Raw genomic sequence first — 17,943 nt, 5'->3', positions numbered from 1 at the left:
AAAATGAGGACACCGAACCTGTGTCGGCAGAGGCACGGGGCGGGGCACTATTGTGGGGACGCAGCGTCTTGATGTTCCACAAGATGGGCGAGCAGCGCCACGGCATCGGCCACGGAGGGCACGCTCTTGATGCGCATGAAGCGCTTGCCCTTCTGTTCGCCGAGTTCGCAGCGGCGGAGGTTGGCCGGAGAGGTGGCGAAGGCAAGCACGCGGCTGAAAGCACCGCTCTGGTAGAAGGGGCTTTGGGCGTTAGCCACAAAGTAGAGGGTCATTTTGCCGCCCTTCAGCACCAAGCGCTCCGCCCCGCACCGGCGACCGAGACGGCGGAGAGGGAGCACGCGCAGCAGTTCTTCGGCTTCGGGCGGCAGCGTTCCGAATCGGTCGATGAGGCGGCGGCGGAAGTCTTCGATTTCTTCATCGGTGTTGAAGCCGTCCAGTTCGCGGTAGAGGAGCATGCGTTCGCTCGCGCCGGGCACGTAGGTTTCGGGCAGATAGGCGCGGAGGTCGCACTCCACGTTGCATTCCGCCACGAAGGCATCGCCGTCGAGGGCGTTGGTCTGGCGTTCGAGTTCTTCGGCAAAAAGGTCGGCAAACTCCTCGTTCTTCAGTTCTGCCACGGCTTCGGCCAGGATTTTCTGATAGGTCTCGTAGCCCAGGTCGGCGATGAAGCCGCTCTGTTCGGCACCTAAGAGATTGCCGGCGCCGCGGATGTCGAGGTCCTGCATGGCGATGTGGATGCCCGAGCCGAGGTCGGAGAAGTTTTCGATGGCTTGCAGGCGTCGGCGGCTGTCGTCGGGGAGGAGGGAGAGGGGCGGTGCGAGGAGATAGCAGAAGGCTTTGCGGTTGCCGCGCCCCACGCGACCACGCATCTGGTGGAGGTCGGAGAGGCCGAAGTGGTGGGCGTTGTCGATGAGGATGGTGTTGGCGTTGGGCACATCTATGCCGTTTTCGATGATGGTGGTGGAGAGCAGGACGTCGTATTCGTGGTTGACGAAGTCGAGGATGATTTCTTCCAGCCGCTTGGGTTCCATCTGTCCGTGCCCCACGACCACTCGCGCATCGGGCACGTGCTTGCGGATGAGCGATTCGATGTTGGTGAGGGACGAGATGCGGTGGGTCACGATGTAGACCTGTCCATTGCGAGAGAGTTCGAAGTTGATGGCGTCGGCAATGATTTCGTGGCCGAAGGAGTGGATCTCCGTCTGGATGGGGAGGCGGTTGGGGGGCGGCGTGTTGATGACGCTCAGGTCGCGGGCCCCCATGAGCGAAAACTGCAACGTGCGTGGAATGGGCGTGGCCGACATGGTGAGCGTGTCGACGTTCACTTTCAGTTGGCGGAGCTTTTCCTTGACCGAAACGCCGAACTTCTGCTCTTCATCGATGATGAGGAGGCCCAAGTCTTTGAACTTGACGCTCTTCCCGATGAGTTTGTGCGTGCCGATGATGATGTGGATGTTGCCGGCGGCGAGGTCTTTGAGGATTTCCCTGGTCTGGGCCGTGGTGCGTGCCCGCGAGAGGTAGTCGACGCGGACTGGGAAGTCCTTCAGCCGCTTGGCGAAAGTTTTGTAGTGCTGCAAGGCGAGCACCGTGGTCGGCACCATCACGGCGACCTGCTTGTTGTCGCAGGCCGCCTTGAAGGCAGCGCGCACCGCGATTTCGGTTTTGCCAAACCCCACGTCGCCGCAGACGAGGCGGTCCATCGGGCGGTCGCGCTCCATGTCGGCCTTGACCTGCTGGGTCACTTTGAGCTGGTCGGGGGTGTCTTCGTAGGCAAAGGAGGCTTCAAGCTCCTGCTGGAGGAACGTGTCGGGGGTGTAGGCGAAGCCCTTTTCTTCGCGCCGGCGGCTGTAGAGGACGATGAGGTCGCGGGCGATGTCTTTGAGCTTTTCCTTGGTCTTGCTCTTGATGCGCTCCCACGCACCGGTGCCGAGGTGGGAGAGTCGGGGCGGTTCGCCCTCGCGGCCTTTGTACTTCGACACCTTGTGGAGGGCGTGGATGGAGACGAAGATGGCATCGTTGTTCTGATAGGTGATTTTGATGACCTCTTGCAGTTCGCCGTCGGCACCGGGCATGCGCACCAATCCGGCAAACCGCCCCACGCCGTGGTCGACGTGCACCACATAGTCGCCCGGCTCAAACTGCATCAGCTCTTTGAGCGTCAGGGCAATTTTGGCATTGCGGGCGTGGTCGGAACGGAGGTTGTACTTGTGAAATCGGTCGAAGATTTGGTGGTCGGTGAAGAGGGCGACCTGCGCTTGCTCATCGACAAAACCCTCGTGTAGGGTGAGGTGCACACTCGTAAAGAGTGGGGCGGTCTGGGCGGCCTCTTGCGAAGTCTCCACATCGGCGTGTTGGAGATCGTTGATGATTTCGCGCAGACGCTCGTTTTGCTTCTCACTGTCGGCGAGGACATAGGTGTGTATGCCCGCTCGGAGATTGCGGCGGAGGGTGTCGACCACAAGATTGAAATTCTTGTGAAACAGCGGTTGGGCCTGCGTGCGAAACACCACCCGCGCAGCCTCATCGGCCATGGTAGAGGGCGAGGCTGTGAGTTCGAAGCGCTGCAAAGGCGCAAGTTCCCGCTCCAGTCGACTCCCGCTCACCAACTGAGCGGCAGCCGAAAATCGGGCTTCGAGTTCGGCCGCCTCCATTTCGGATGAAGCCTCCATCTCGGCCACTGCCTGTCGGGCAAAGCCCTCGTCGTAGACCTTCTGCACGGCAGCGGTGAGGAAACCGAAGTTGCGCACGACCAAACGTGTGGCAGACGGCAAGAAGTCGGTGAACGGCACCAACTCCGCCGCGGAACTTTGTTCCTCAACGTGGGGCACAATGTGGGCTTCGACGCAGAGCTGCTTGGACAGCTGACTCTGCACCTCAAAGGTGCGTATCGTCTCCACCTCATCGCCGAAGAAGTCGATGCGGAAGGGAAGTTCGTACGAAAAACTAAACACATCGAGTATCGACCCGCGGAGGGCGTATTCTCCCGGTTCGTAGACGTAGTCCCGGCGATGGAAGCCCACTTCTTCCAGTCGGCGCGTGAGGGCAATGATGTCGTACTCTTCGCCGGTGTGAATGGTGAGGGAGTGGTCGGTCAGTTCCTTACGCGAAGCCACCCGTTCGGCCAGTGCCGTGGGAAAGGTCACGACGCAGAGCGGCATGGGGTGCTCCTCGGTAGGGGTACTTTCCCATCGGCTCAGTCGGGAGAGTACGTCGGTACGGAGGATCTCCTGTGCTGCATCGCGTTGGCCGTATTTCACTGCCCGGCGATAGGACGAGGGGAAGAACAGTACGCACTCGTCGCCCAGCAGTTGCCGCAGGTCGTGGTAGAAGTAGCCCGCCTCCTCTTCGTCGTTGAGCACGAAGAGGTAGGGGGATGGACATTCGTGAGCTGCTGCCCCCAGCATCAGTGCAGGAGCAGAACCGCGCAGCCCTTCGAGCAGGACGGGCGTCTGCCCTTCGCGCAGGCAGTGGAGCAGGGCGCGCACACCGGGATGATGAGCAAAAAGCGGGAGAAGTTCGGGAAGGGTCATGAAGTGAGGAAATGGGAGAAAAGCAAAATTGGAGAAGCGCGCTTCGGGGAGGATGATGTGGAAGTTCGACCTTCGAGATCAGAAGAACACCGGCAACTACTCGCAGACAAGCCGGTTGCCATCGACACGCTCCATATAGGACTGGATGTAGGCTTTGAGGAGTTGTTCGAGGGCGGATTGTTCGCGATATTTCCCGACCAGGTTGCGGCGACAGAGGCGGTCGTCGGCCAGATTGTAGACCGCCGTGGTACGCTCGCCATCGAAGAGGAGGAGATGATTGCCGCGGATGATGTAGAAAGTGCCGTTGTCGAAGCCCGCTGTCCACGTTGCGGCATCGGGTGTGTGCAGGAGGTCGTGTCCAAAGGCCACAAAGGGGCGCTTATAGCCGAGGTAGCTCAGGAGGGTAGGCATGATGTCGGACTGTTGCGCAATGCCCTTTCTGAGAGTAGGCTTCAGTTCGCCGGAAGGGTCGAAAAAGAAGATGGGGACGGCGTGAAGTCCCGCCACCGTGCGATATTCGTCGTGGATGGGGGCGTTGGTATGGTCGGCAGTGAGTACAAAAATCGTGTTCTTGTACCACGGTTGCTTTTGGGCGGTTTCAAAGAATCGGCGGAGGGCAAAGTCGGCATAGCGGATGCACTTGTAGAGGGGATGTCCGCCCTCTTCAGGAAAGCGCTTGGCATAGGCTTCGGGCACGTGGAAAGGATGGTGGCTCGAAAGCGTGAAGACCGTGGTCAGGAAGGGCGGGCGCATCTGCGTCATCTTGTGGGCATAGTATTGCAAGAACCACTCGTCCCAGATGCCCCAAGTGCCGTCGAAGGCCGCCTGCTTTCCCCAGACGGGGTCGGCCTCGTAGTCTTCGCGGCCATAGTAGTGAGCGTAGCCGGTGGTGCGGGAGAAGGGGAGGAAGCCCATCGACCCCCTTTCGGCACCGTGGAAGAAGGCGGTGGTGTAGCCCTCTTTGCGGAGTTCTCCCGCCAAGCCGCTTATTTTGTTGAGGGCGGCAGGGGTGAGGAAGATGGACTCACCCATCCTCGGCAGTCCCGAAAGGATGGAGGGCATGCCGTCGATGCTCTTACGGCCGGTGGCGTAGCTTTGTTCGAAACGGTAGCTCTGTTGGCACAGAGAGTCTAAGAAGGGGGTGAACCCCCGATAGCGTCCGCCGTCTAAGTCGCGGTTGAGCGCACCGATGTATTCGCGGCCCATGCTTTCGACAATGAGCACCACCACGTTCTTCCGCCGCATCGGCAGACTGTCGCCCACGTTGTGGATGGGCGAATAGAGGGCTGGCAAACGGTCGGCCGGAAAGTAGTGCGGCACAACAAAGGAGCGTTTGCCGAGGGTGCGGATGATGGAAAAGGGGGTGTTGAGGATGAGGGACGCTTCAGTGGGACGCCGGACAAAGATGTTGGCATCGGTCAAGCGAATGGGACGCTGTCCCCCGAGATAGCCGCCCCGCATGCCTACCACTGCGAGGAGAGCAAACCCCAGTAGAGTGCCGATGCGCGAGAAGTAGTAGGACTTCGGGCGGAAAGGGCTCGTGGGATGGGGCAGCGAGACGTAGCACCGATAGAGGAGGAAAATGAGGACTGCGCCTGCCACGAAGAGGTACCAGTGGGGGAGGAGCTCGGCGAGGAAGATGCGCCCGATGTTGCTTTCGTGACTGAACTCTTGCAGCACACCGATCGTGCTGCGCCGTCCGGTGTACTGGACGTAGACGGCATCGATGAGGTTGAGAACCACACACAGACTTTGCACCCCGACAAACGTCCATTTGGTCAAGCGTTGTCGCACTTGCCCCTCCCAACGGGGATAGGGGAAGAGCAAGAACAGTGCATAGAGCAGCTGGGTATAAGCCACGGCGGCACCGTCAAACCGCAACGTGCCTTCCCACATCTCGCCCCACGACCAGCGCCCTAAGTCGGCAGCATAGAGGGTATAGTTTTCCAGAAAAAAGACGAGGCGGCACAGTGCAAACACCATAAGTGCCAACAGGGTGTTGAGCAGAAGCACAACGGGAACGCTCCACCCCGAAGAGGCCAAGGAGCGCGCAGAAATAGAAGTACGCATGGAGGAAAAAAAGAGGGAAAGGAACAAAGGAAAAGCGAAGTGGGGAGTTTCACCTCCTCACTTCGCTTCGGTGAGTCTGTTGCTAATCAATGAGGGGATTAGAACTTGTAGCGATGGTCGACAATGTCAGCCTTGCGTGCCAAAGCCCCAAGCACCTGCTGGGCGGCCTGCATGTAGCTGCGCTGTGTCATGTTCATTTCGAGTTTGGCGTCAAACTTCTCCGTGCCCTTGTTGCGCGAAACAATCTTGGCCACGTAGGCACCGGCGGTACCGATGATGGGAGCGGTGGTCTGGCCCACCTTGGCAGTGCTGATAGCGGCCGTGAGCATCGGCTCGGGAGTACCAACGGCAGGAACAACGGCATAGCCTGAGAACGTCACGTTGTTGAGACTGTCGACAACAGCACCCTTGGCTTTGGCGGCTTCGATGGTCTTCACACCGGCGAGTTTCTTCGCTGCCACTTCGCCCTTCTTCTGGCTCTTCACTACTGCGGTGAGGAACTCTTTCACCTGCTTGTTGTCCCAAGGCATGTAGCCTTTCTTGTAGACCTTGTCCAAGGCAACCACGAGGAGGTGGTTGTTGGCTTCGCCCACTTCGTAGAGAGGAGAGAGTTCGCCTTCGTCAGCAGTGTCGAACACCCAGCGCACAGCGTCTTTCGAACCGGCGATGCCGGGGAACTGGCCGTTGCCACCGATGTGGCGGTTGGACGAGGAGAAACCATCTTGGTCAATCACCTGATAGCCGGCCTTGGGAGCGTTCTTTACAATGTCGGCCAAGGAGTGATTTTCAGCCAGGAAGCGGTTGAACTTGCTCACCGCAGCATCGTAAGTGGCTTTGGAGAAGTCTACGGGGATTTTCACCACAGCGGCCACCACCTTGCTCTTCATCGCCTTGCGATCGAGGACTTGGAGGATGATTTTGTTGCCACCGATTTCGAGTTGAGTGTAGCCTTTCAGCGGAGCATTATAAAGGGCATTGACAAACTTGGCGTTGTCGGCAGAGATTTCGGTAGACTCAAATTGCGAAGCGGCAATCCACGATGAGTCGCTGGGTACACCGGCCTTCTTGGCGATGTCGGCATATTTTGCACCGCTGTTGAGGGCGTTGAGGATGGAGTCGGCACGCACACCGGCAGCCTTGGCATCAGCAGCCTGCACGGGGAGAGCGCGATAGAGGATGGAATCTGGAGCTTGAACTTTGGAAATCACCTTGACGATGTTCATCGTGTTGTCCTGTACGTTGAGGTAGGGTGCTTTGGTGGCTCCTGCCCCCATAGAGTCGAGTTCTGCCTTGATGTCGGAGGGGAATACGCTCGTGGAGAGGGGCACATTGGCAAAACGTACAGCACTCTTGCTGGCGTTGATGACGGCAGCAGGATCTTCGCCCGCTTGGAGCTTGCCGAAGATGACGTTCATCTCGTTGTTGAGGGCCTTCTTGTCGGCAGCACTTGCCGTCACGTTCACGTCGATATACTTGATGTCGCGCACTTCGTTGTCGAGACGGAACAATTCTTTATATTGGTCATAGGCGGCCTTGAGGTCGCTGTCTTCGACCTTCACCTCCTTGTCGGAAATCGAAGCGAAAGGCAAAGCCGCCACTTGCGTGTTGGTGGAGACGGTGCGGTCGTTGAAAGCCACCTTGGCGCTCACAGGGTTGCTGGTGAAGGAAGTCACGAAGAGCGCTTGATACTTGTTCATGAGCAACTCGCGGCGCAATTGCTTCTCGGTGTAGGCCCAAAGGCTGTTGATGGTGGCGATTTGCTCAGCCACAGAGGAATCGACCTGTTTGCCCTTCATTTCCTTGGCTTGCTTGAAGAAACCTTGGAGGGCGGTGTAGTTGAAGCGACCGTCTTGCCCCATGAACATCGGAACGTTCTGGAAACTTTGGGCCGTTCCTTCGCGAAGGGCTTGTTTCACCTCTTCGTCGGTGACGATAAGACCGAGCTTGTCGCACTCGTGCTTGATGAGTTCAAACGAAACAAACTCGTTCCACACCTGGTCGCGCACCTGCTCCGTTTGTTCGTCGGTGAGGCTGCCACCGCTGCGGAACTTCTGCACTTCGGAGGCTTCGTTGACCATCTTGTAGAATTCCTCTTGCGAAAGGCTCTTGCCGTAGACTTCACCCACGGTGCGGCCGCCGCTGGTGATGGCCGAGATGGTGTTTTGGTCGAGTACCATGGTCAGGATGAAGAGGAAAAGTCCTACTCCCATGATTGCAATAATCCACGTATTGCTTCTGATTTTTTGTAATGCTGCCATTAGTATTGTTGTTATTATTGTTTCATTCTCAGTCTTTTAGCACTTCTCCCGAGAGGGGGTATGCACATATTTGGCGACAAAGATACGCAAAAAACTTTGTTTCTACTGCCTTTTGACCTAAAAAAGTGTAATCCCGACGACGCCTGCCTGCTGATGGAGGGCGGGGCTCAACAAGACTTACGAAGAGGTTAGGACGGATGAGGTGTTTGTTTTTCTCCTTTGCTCTTCCAGCCAACGCGCCAAACCTTCGCGCACGGAGGACATCGCAAAGGACGAGAGGGGCAAATCTTCGGGGGCTACCCAAAAGGCCGCCTCGGCATCGTCGCCGGCCACAATCGCTGCCGGATTGTCGATGGCGACTTCAAAGAAACTGTCGACCGTGGGCACGACAAAGTCGGAAAATGGGTAACGGTTGGGGAGGGAAAACAGGAAGCGAACGATGCGTCCCGACACACCGACTTCCTCGCGCACCTCACGCAGGCAACCCTCTTCGATACTCTCTCCGTGGTCCACGAAGCCGCCGGGCAGGGTGAGCAACCCTTTGCCCGGATGGCGGGCACGACGCACCACGAGGAGTTCGCCCTTGGGATTGCGGATGAGGGCCACGGTGGCGGCCGAAGCATTGAGGTAGAACACAAAGCCGCACTCGGCACAGCGTTTGGAGCGGTCGTCGAGCACGGAAAATTGGTCGCTGCCGCAGCAGGGGCAGTAGCAAAAGCGGGAGAGACAATGGGAGGACATCTTCCTACTGATAGATGAGGGTAAACAAGCGTTCGGGCGCATAAATCTCGGCGGCCAACTTCTGCAGTTGTTCGGCCGTCACCTCGCGGATGGCGGCCACGACGTCGGCCACATTGCGGTGGCGGCCGAAATGGGCAAAGGTCTTGGCCATCGCCAGGGCATAGCCTTCGCGGTTGTCGCACGAGATACCGATTTGTCCGCACAATTGGTCTTTGGCGGCTTTGAGTTGTGCCGGTGTGAGTGGCTTTTCGGCCAACTTCTGCAACTCGCGTTTCACCAAACGGAGGCAGCGCTTCACGTCGTCGACATCACAACCGAAGTAGACATTCCAGTAGCCCGCATCGGGATAGGAGTTGAGGTAGGCATCGATGCTGTAGACCAGGCCGTGGCGCTCACGCACCACCATGTTGAGGCGGGAGTTCATCCCGGGACCGCCCAGCAGGTTGTTGAGCAAAATCAGTGCGAAGCGGCGTGGGTCGTTGCTCCCGAAAGTCGGGGCGCCCATCATGACGTGGGCTTGATGGGTGTCCTTCTGCACGATGCGTGTGGTTGGTGTGGCGTAGCCTTTGAAAGCCGTGGGGGCGTCCACCTCTCCGGGGCGTACTTCCGGGGGCGATGGAGGCGCAGTCGTCACTTCGGCTTGATGCGCCTTGGAGAGCAGACGCAGCACGCGGGCAAAGTCGGTTTGCCCATAGACAAAGAAGATGGCATTGTCCGGTTGGTAGTAGCGGTCGGCAAATCGGTGTGCATCGGCCGTGGTGTATTGGCGCAGACGTTCGGGAGTGCCGAGAATGTCGCGCCCAAGGGGAGCGTCGGCAAAGAGGAGGTGTTCGAATTCGTCGAAAATGAGTTCTGAGGGGCTGTCGCGATAACTATCGATTTCGTCCACAATCACTTCCACTTCTTTCGTGATTTCCGCCTGAGGGTAGGTGCTGTGGAACACAATGTCCGTGAGCAAATCGACGGCGCGTGCCACGTCCTTGCGCAACACCGTGGCGTGGTACACTGTCTCTTGCTTGTTGGTGAAGGCGTTGAGATCGCCGCCCACTCGTTCCAGAAAGTTGTTGATTTGTGTGGAGGTGCGGCGCGTGGTGCCTTTGAAACTCAAGTGTTCCAAGAAGTGCGCCATTCCGCTGTCGGCTTCGGGCTCATGGCGTGTGCCGGCACACACCACATAGCCGCAATAGAGCACTTCCGAAGCGGAGGGCTCGAAGATGACGCGAAGGCCGTTGCTGAGTGTTGCTGTGGGCATAATTCAGTAGGAGAGAAGAAGAATTAGCGGCGGACGTATTTCCCCACCCAAGGCAGACGGGAGAGCGGGAAGTCGGTGCGCACAACGTAGGTGAGGAAGAGGACGAGGCAGACCGTATTGACCAACAGATGAAGGGGTGTCGAAGCGGTCAGACTGGGCACAAAGGCCATCACCGCATAGAGCACAGCGGCCAACAGCACGTAGAGCGCGATGGAGCGGAGGGGATAAGGGATGGGATAGTAGCGTTGCCCCACGAAGTAAGAGAGCATCATTGCCGTACCGTAGCCCGCCACGCCGGCCCAAGCGCAGGCCATGTAGCCATATTGCGGCACAAAGAGCACATTGCAGGCGAGCAACACCACACAGCCTGCTCCCGAAAACCAAGTGCCCCAGATGGTGCGGTCGGTGAGTTTGTACCAGAAGGAGAGGTTGAAGTAGATGCCCATCAGGATTTCGGCCACCATCACGATGGGTACGGTCTTCAAGCCTTCCCAGTAGTCCCGACCGATGATGTGGCGGATCACTTCCAGATAGGCCACCACTGCGAGAAAAGCAAAGAGGGTGAAGATGATGAAAAACTTCATTGTCAGGGCATACGTGCGACGGTTGTCGGTGCTGTCGCCCTCTTTGGTGGCTGCGAAGACAAACGGCTCGTAAGCATAACGGAAGGCTTGCGTGATGAGCGCCATAATCATGGCTATCTTCACCGCTGCCCCATAGATGCCGAGCTGCACCTTACCTTCCCGACCGGGCACAAGTTGAGGGAAGAGGATTTTGTCGGCCGTTTGGTTGAGGATGCCCGCAATGCCGAGCACCAAAATGGGCCACGCATAGCCGAGCATGCGACGCAGGAGCGCTTTGTCCAGCCGCCAGCGCACACCGAAAAGTTCTTTCCAAAATCCGAAGGTGATGAGGCCGGTGCAGGCGAGGTTGATGGCAAAGACATAGTCTACCTTCACCACAAAATCCTCCATAACGGCCGGCAGAACGAGGAAGAAGAGGAGATTGAGCGTGATGTTGAGGAAGATGAAACCGAGTTTGAGGATGGCAAACTTCATCGGGCGTTTTTGATAGCGAAGGTAGCAGAAGGGGATGGCCTGAAAGGCATCGAGCGCTACGGCCGTCGCCATCATCCATACGTATTCCGGATGGTCGGCATAGCCCATCCAGCCGGCAATGCCGCGCAGCCCCAGCAGCACCAAGGCGATGAATGCCAAGCCCACGCTGCCCACAGCGATGAGGGCAGTGGTGTAGACGCGAGTCGGGTCGCGCTCGTCCTCGCGGTTGATGAAGCGAAACAGCGTGGTCTCCATGCCGAAAGTGAGGATGACGAAAAGCAGCGCGGTGTAGGAATAGACTTCCGTCACCACACCATATCCACCGGTAGAAGCCGCGATTTTGGCCGTGTAGAGCGGCATGAGCAAGTAGTTGAGAAAGCGCCCCACGATGGAACTCATTCCATAGATGGCGGTGTCTTTGGCAAGCGATTTTAGAGAAGCCATAGCTTTTGGAGGACAGAAGATAAGGTGATATGAAAGATGATGTCGGGAAATCAGACGTTGCGAAAGGGGCTGCTCGCACGGACGAGACAGGAGTGAGCACGAAGGAAACAGACGCAGCGGCCGAAATACAACAAAAAAGCGCTAATCGGAGCGTTGCGCACGCAGCCAATCAGCGCATTTTGTTGGGTCACCGGGATTCGAACCCAGAATGACAGAACCAAAACCTGTAGTGTTACCATTACACCATGACCCAATTGCGCTGCAAAAGTACGACATTCTTTTCACACCTGCAAGCCTTCCCGCGCTTTTTTCTACCAAAAGCACGATTTTTCTGTTCTCGTCGAGAAAAAGACGACAGAAACACGCCCATGAACTCTCCCCAATCAGTTGGGCAAAGAATTTTCGCCCCCGCTTATCTACCCCTGAGATTGAAAAAACTACCTCTGAGGTAATTATTTTTATCTCAGAGATAGTTGTATTTATCTCAGAGGTAAATTCCTCCCCCTCCTATTTATATTTTTATATTTCTTTCTCCCATCTTGTTTCTCTCCTCCTTTTTCTCTATCGTGTGCGTTTCTATCTCCACACGTTCTCGTTCTCACGCGTACGCGCGCGTTACTACATTGAAAGTCTTGTTTTTTGCCTTCACTGCCTTCACCGAATTCCCTAAATTGCAGGCTGTCAGAGAGTTGCCGGTGAAGGAAAAGTCCCTGAAGGTAGTGAAGGCGGTGAAGGATGAAACGCCTTTTGCCTTCACCCACAACCTTCTGTTGCTCTGCAACTTACCTCGCCGGGTGAAGGCGTGAAGGCAAAAAACATACACAATTGTAGGGAACGCGCGCGAGGGAAGGGGGAACTGTTGCACTTCTGCCTTGAAAGTACACTCTATTTTGATTTGAGTGGGTAATGGAAAACACCGCCTCCATCGATATAGTACACTACCTATTGAGTGGAATTAAATAATCGGTAAAATATAAAAATACAAGTCGGTGCTCACTTCATCTCCCATTCCATACGAGCACCGGAGGTGAGGAGGGCGTGGGGGAGGAACGTGGAGCGGTGGCGACGGCCATTGACGCGGAGACTCGCCACGCGCCAATGGTCGGCATCGACGTGGGGAGCGAGGAGTGTGGTGGTCGTGCCCCCGGGCAGGTGGAGGCGAAGGTGCGGGAAGAGCGGCGTGCCCAGTTCGTAGCGCCCACTCACCGGGTCGACGGGGTAGAAGCCCATGGCGCTCCACACCAGCCAGGCGGAGAGTTGTCCGCAGTCGTCGTTGCCACACAAGCCCGCCGGATTGTCACGATAGAGTTCGCGGACTATCCGCGCCACGTAGTGCTGTGTCTTCTCGGGCCGGCCGACGACGTTGTAGAGATAAGCCACATGGTGGGAAGGCTCGTTGCCGTGGGCATACTGCCCCAGCATACCGGTGGAGAAGAGGGGAAGTTCGGCCTTGTCGCGGGGAGCGAGGGTGAAAAAGGAGTCGAGACGCGCCTCCATCCGGTCGCGACCGCCGAGCAGGTGCATCAGTGCCGGGAGGTCGTGCTGCACACTCCACAGATACTGCCAGGCGTTGCTCTCGCAGATGTGCGGTGTGTAGGCCTCGGGATGGAAGTCCGACTGGAAGCGGCCGTGGCTGTCGCGAGGACGGAAGAAGCCCGACTGCGCATCGAAAAGGTGGCGGAAGTTTTGCGAGCGTTGGGCAAAGCGGTGGTCGGGACGCCCTTCCACCCATTGCGCCATCTGCGCCACGCAATGGTCGTTGTAGGCATATTCGAGGGTGCGCGAGAGCGACCAGTCGTCTTTCCCCATGTCCGTTACGTCGAAGGGGACGTAGCCCAAACTGTCGTAGTGTCCCAGACTGCGGTAGTCGGCATCAAGGAGGGAGCGGCGGCTCAAAGCCAGTGCCTGAGCATAGTCGAAGCCTTTAATGCCCTTGCCGATGGCATCGGCCAAGATGGGAATGGCGTGCAGCCCAATCATCATGTCAGTCTCGCTGCTCCACATCGACCACACCGGCAGGCGGCCGTGTTGCGTGCCGAAGTCGATGAGACTTTGTGCCATGTCGCCCACGCGTTCGGGGCAGATGAGCGTGAAGAGGGGATGGGAGGCGCGGAAGGTGTCCCAGAGTGAGAAAGTGGAGTAGTGGATGCCGACCGTGTGGTGGATGCGGCGGTCGGATCCGAGATAGGCTCCGTCGACATCGCTGGCGATGGTGGGAGCGAGGAGGGTGTGATAGAGGGCGGTGTAGAACTTACGGAGGTCGGTCGTGTTGTCACTCTCGGCTTCGAGGCGCGAGAGTTGTTCGTTCCAAAGGCGGCGCGCGTCTTCTCGATAGCGGTCGAAATCGTTGTGCGGTGCTTCGGCAGCGAGGTTGCGCAGCGCGCCTTCCGTGCTCGTCCCGCTCAGGGCCGTGACCAGAGTGATGGAACGTTGAGCCTCATCGGCAGAATGTCCGAAGTAGAAGCGCACCACTACGCTCCGGCCGGCTGTCGTGGGCACGGTGTCGATCTCTACACGCTGCCAAGGGCGGGAGAAACGCGTGGCGAAAAACACCCGCTGGTCGCGCGCCCATCCCGTGGAGAAACGATGCCCGCAGAGGGTGGTGCTGTCGAGAAACTGTACCTCGCCGGCCTGCGTGGCATCCCAGTTCATCGTGCGGGCGAGGTTGAGCGTCACCACACGCTCACGACCATCGGCAGGGAAGGTGTAGTGCTGAACGCCGCAACGCGGTGTGGCCGTGAGGCGGACGCGGATGTCGTAGTCGGCCAGTCGCACGACATAAAATCCGGCTGTGGCCGTCTCCTCGCTGTGGAGGAAGGTGGAATAGATGCCGAGCGGAGCTTGGTCAGGATGTCGAACGGTGAAATCGGCCTTTTGCGGCAGCGTGGTCGGAAAGAAGGAAATGTCGTAGAGGTCGCCGGCGCCCGTGCCTGAGAGGTGGGTGTGGGAAAATCCCGTCAGTGTGCTGTCGGGATAGAAGTAGCCGGCAATGCGGTCCCAACCGCCGATGAGGTTGTCGGGGCTGAGTTGCACCATACCGAACGGCACTTGGGCACCGGGATAAGTGTTGCCCACAAAGTCGGTACCCACGAGGGGATTGACATACTGCGTGTAGTCGCGCTGGGCACAGAGCGGCACGCTACCGAGGAGGAGCAGGAAGATGAGAAAAGCAAAACGAGATTTCATAAATAGGTGTGTGTTAGAGAGAATATCCAACCCTCCCTCCACGAGAGGAGGCCGTGCCCAAAAACGATTTGTTTTGGCACGGCCTCCATCAAGGGATGAGATGTCGCTTCAAGCGACTGAAAGACGAATGAAAAGGTCGGAAATGCGATGGTCTGCCGCCTTATTGGATAGCGACCTTGCCATTGACAATGCGCACACCGTGGTCGGCGGGGGTGGTGCGGCGTCCGGTGAGATCGTAGACCTTCGGAGCAGCGCTGTTGGTGACTTCAACCGTGCCGATGCCCGTGGGGTTGGTGCTGTCGTAGAGGGTGGTCTGCGTGCCGTTGCCGTAGGCGGCAACAATGCGGTAGCCGTTTTTCAACACCGTCGAGGGGAGGTTGAAAGTCCAGGTGTTGGCCACATAGACCAGTTTGTCCTGGAGGTCGTAGACTTTGAAACCGACAGCGCCACTGCCGTCCTGCTTGACGGTGACGCGGCCCGAGGAGGCAACGGTGCAACTATAAGGCTTGACGGGAAGGTCAGTGCGGAAGTCGCTGTACATGCCCACATTGCCCACTTCCGAGGTGACACCGGGCGTGGCGTCGGGGGACGTGCCCAGGCGCATGGCACCGGTGGACATGCCGGGATAGTTGGCCGGCGACTTGCGGATGCGCTCGTCGATGAAGATGAGGCCGGGATGTGCCTTCGGATACTTGCTCATGTAGGCTTTGCAGGCATCGATGTCGGCCTGGGTGATGTTGAAGTAGGAGTTGGTGTAGTCGCCCACTTTGAAGTTTTGGCGCGGACGGAAGAAACCGTAGAATTCAAAGAATTCGGAAAGGTCTTCGCCTGCTGCATCGGCACAATTTTTGGCAAACTTGAAGTAGCTACCGTTGGCGCTACCGGGGTTGTTCTCGCTGGTCGACTTGGTCATGGGACTCTTGCGCATGAGGTCGCAGACGGCCGGCCAGAAACCGGGTTTGTGGCCTTGGAGTTCGTAGTAGAGCCAGAGCTGGAAGTACATGCGGCTGCGTTGCCAGATGTCGTACTCGCTGTGATGTTGCTGCTTGTGGAAGGAGGCGATGGTGTTGGACAAGGGGCGGCCGCGTCCCACGTTGGATCCCTGCTTCCAGCGCACGACCTGCGAGAAGAAGTTGACGGACATTTCGGTGTCGCCGGGGAGGTTGATGAGGGATTGGTTGGTGTGTCCCACCTCGTGAGCAACCATCCAGAAGTCACCGCCTTCGTCGTTTTCTGTGCCGAAGGTCATGTGGTCGTAGTTCATGTATTTGCCCACGCCGGGATAGTAAGTGCCATAAGTCGAAGCATAGGGATTACCTTTTGAACTAGCGGAAGCCGATAGCATCGAATTGAAGCGGTCGTAGAACTGCGGAGCACCGATGAGCTCACGTTCGATTTCTACGAGTTTGTCCCAACGGATGAGTGTGCCCTCGATGCCCTTGGGCGTGCCGTCGACGTCGACCTTGCTCATCTGGGCGTAGTTGATTTGCTTCTTCACGCCGCTGAGCACCATATTAAATTGTGTCCACTTGCTTTTCATATGGATGATTTCGTCCTTGAAGAGCGTCTTTTCCATGTCGAGCCAGTCGGCATTGGTGTGGCCGCGAGTGATGTCGAAACAACCATTGATGTAGCCGCCTTCGATGTGGATGGGGAGGGCGGGCACTTCGGCCAACTTCTTGTTGGTGTTGGTGATGACGTAGTTGATGAAAAGGTGGCCGTCGTTGTCGAAGAAAACCACGTTGAGCCCCGATTGCAACTTTTTGTAGTCGCCGGCCACTTCCATGCCGGAGCAGTTCATCAGGTGCAGGGTGGTGCCGCCGGGGATGTTACCGCCGACGTAAACTGTGATGATGTCGCCGCGCTTCACGCTGATGCCGGTGGGACCGGTTTGGGGCGAAAGCATGTAGCCGGTACCGACAAGTTTTGTGGAGTTCCACTGAGTGTGGTCGGAGTAGGGCTTGTAGTCATAGATGCGAAATTCCTTTTCGCGATGTCCCCAGGTGTTGTTCTTCACCTTCAACACCATTTCTTGGACGAAAGGCGGCAGTGCCATCTTAATAGCACCCGTCTGATCGGTCGGGGTGGTGCTCATAAGTGTGGTCAAATCGGCGTCGCTCATGGCCTGATATTGGGCTTTTAGCTTAGTGCAGGCGAGATCTTCGAAATAAGCCTGCATCGTGGTACGCAGTCGCGCCACATTGGCCTGCTCAGTCAAAGCTGCATATTCCGCAAGTTTGTCTTGCGCAGCTTTCAAAGCCGTTTCGTCGACAGTCGCGGTGCGGAGCATCCATTGGGAAGTTGCTATGCTGGCGTCCCATCCCACCACGTGCCCCCTGGCGTCGCAGTGGAGTCCGATGCCGTTGCCGTCGACAAAGGAATAGACGGGCAGATAGTCGTCGTTGCCGTCTTCAAGAGAGAAGCGAGAATTGCTGCTGGTGGTGGTTTCGTAGATGCGTGAGAGTTCACCGCCCTGCGTTTTGATGTAGCGCCCGGTGAGCACGTTCTTCAAGTTCCACTTTCCGTTGGTGTGTTTTTCGAGTTTCCAAAGTTGGCTGTAGTCATTTTCCAGCAGTCCGGTGCAAGAGAGTTCGTGGGAGAAAGGCGCTTCGGTCATGAAGGTGTTGTAGCTGGCACTGAGGATGCGGTAGACGCCGCCATCGGTGGCCGACACCACGCCGGCTTGGGACGTGATTTGAGCTTTGATTTCCTCGGCGGTGAGGTCGTTGACGGGCTCCAGTACCCAGTCGGAGAAGGCATCATTGACTGAAGGTGAGTTGGCATACCAGCCAAGGATATTGTGCGAACCGTTGTTTTCGTTCAGACAGTTGCGGTCGGAGAAGTCCGACTTCCATGAGATGGTCACATAGGAAGTGGAAGTGCCGCTGTTGGCCGCGCTGTACTTCATGTAGAGCGGTGTGACGGCCCTCACTGCCTGCATGGGGTTGCCCTCCTTGGCCGGCACGTAGCGGCCGTCGAAAGCGCTGCGGATGCTGTAAGTTCCGGCTGCCCCCTTGACTACCCAAATCTGGGTGAGCGCATTGGGGCGGGCGCCGATGATGTCGCGCCCGGTGAGGTTGCCGTTGCTGGCATTGAGGGTCATGTAGCGGTTCGACCCACGATTTTTGATGCGGAAAATGCCTCCATCTTGGAGGTACTTGTCCACATCGGCCTTGGAAGCTTCGGCCACAGAGGGGAGGAATGACCCTACGATGGCGAGAAAAAGCCAAAGAAGTTTTGTAAAATGTTTCATTGTGGTGGATAAAAATTAAGGAATTTATTTGCTAAAGAGTGGTTTTGCGAACTACGCTGGCAAAGATACGTATTTATTCTCTTCTACAAAGCGCACCCGACTATTTTTTGTGCTGCGAAGTCGGAAAATGTATCTTTCGCAGCGATTTCGC

At 57.4% G+C, this 17,943-nt stretch carries 9 protein-coding genes and 1 tRNA gene; 1 reads left to right on the top strand and 9 read right to left on the bottom strand.

Annotated features, from left to right (window positions below):
- Positions 1–47: 47 nt before the first annotated feature.
- The 7 genes from mfd to H8527_RS03850 all read right to left on the bottom strand — a co-directional run bounded on the left by mfd (position 48) and on the right by H8527_RS03850 (position 11,606).
- Positions 48–3,530 carry a transcription-repair coupling factor gene (gene mfd, locus H8527_RS03880; protein WP_187545768.1) on the bottom strand — a complete coding sequence of 1,161 codons (3,483 nt, stop codon included), beginning with the start codon at positions 3,528–3,530 and terminating at the stop codon, positions 48–50.
- A gap of 96 nt (positions 3,531–3,626) precedes the next feature.
- Positions 3,627–5,600 (bottom strand): LTA synthase family protein, encoded by a 1,974-nt coding sequence (locus tag H8527_RS03875; protein ID WP_187545766.1) that lies wholly within the window; start codon positions 5,598–5,600, stop codon positions 3,627–3,629.
- A gap of 98 nt (positions 5,601–5,698) precedes the next feature.
- Positions 5,699–7,858, bottom strand: a complete 2,160-nt coding sequence (locus H8527_RS03870) for a peptidylprolyl isomerase (RefSeq protein WP_222935108.1) — start codon at positions 7,856–7,858, stop codon at positions 5,699–5,701.
- Between the two features lie 177 nt (positions 7,859–8,035).
- A complete protein-coding gene (locus tag H8527_RS03865) occupies positions 8,036–8,599 on the bottom strand; it encodes an NUDIX domain-containing protein (RefSeq protein WP_187545763.1) in 564 nt (187 codons plus the stop codon).
- Between the two features lie 4 nt (positions 8,600–8,603).
- Positions 8,604–9,851, bottom strand: coding sequence for a pitrilysin family protein (locus H8527_RS03860; RefSeq protein ID WP_187545761.1), 1,248 nt, complete (start codon positions 9,849–9,851; stop codon positions 8,604–8,606).
- Positions 9,852–9,874: 23 nt separating this feature from the next.
- A complete protein-coding gene (locus H8527_RS03855) occupies positions 9,875–11,353 on the bottom strand; it encodes a lipopolysaccharide biosynthesis protein (RefSeq protein ID WP_187545760.1) in 1,479 nt (492 codons plus the stop codon).
- Between the two features lie 182 nt (positions 11,354–11,535).
- Positions 11,536–11,606: transfer RNA gene (locus H8527_RS03850), tRNA-Gln, on the bottom strand.
- A 379-nt stretch (positions 11,607–11,985) separates the two neighbouring features.
- On the opposite strand from H8527_RS03850, the gene H8527_RS03845 reads away from it, so the two are divergent.
- Positions 11,986–12,159 carry a hypothetical protein gene (locus H8527_RS03845; RefSeq protein WP_187545758.1) on the top strand — a complete coding sequence of 58 codons (174 nt, stop codon included), beginning with the start codon at positions 11,986–11,988 and terminating at the stop codon, positions 12,157–12,159.
- Positions 12,160–12,346: 187 nt separating this feature from the next.
- On the opposite strand, the gene H8527_RS03840 is transcribed toward H8527_RS03845, so the two are convergent.
- Together H8527_RS03840 and H8527_RS03835 are read right to left on the bottom strand one after the other, a co-directional pair.
- Complete coding sequence (locus H8527_RS03840; protein ID WP_187545756.1) at positions 12,347–14,539, bottom strand: GH92 family glycosyl hydrolase; 2,193 nt, start codon at positions 14,537–14,539, stop codon at positions 12,347–12,349.
- A 160-nt stretch (positions 14,540–14,699) separates the two neighbouring features.
- Positions 14,700–17,792, bottom strand: a complete 3,093-nt coding sequence (locus H8527_RS03835) for a M60 family metallopeptidase (protein WP_187545755.1) — start codon at positions 17,790–17,792, stop codon at positions 14,700–14,702.
- Positions 17,793–17,943: the final 151 nt, after the last annotated feature.

Source organism: Alloprevotella sp. Lung230 (assembly GCF_014385435.1).
Classification (GTDB): Bacteria; Bacteroidota; Bacteroidia; order Bacteroidales; family Bacteroidaceae; genus Alloprevotella.
The sequence above is the reverse complement of the archived record's forward strand: the minus strand, read 5'-3'. Positions and strand labels throughout refer to the sequence as shown.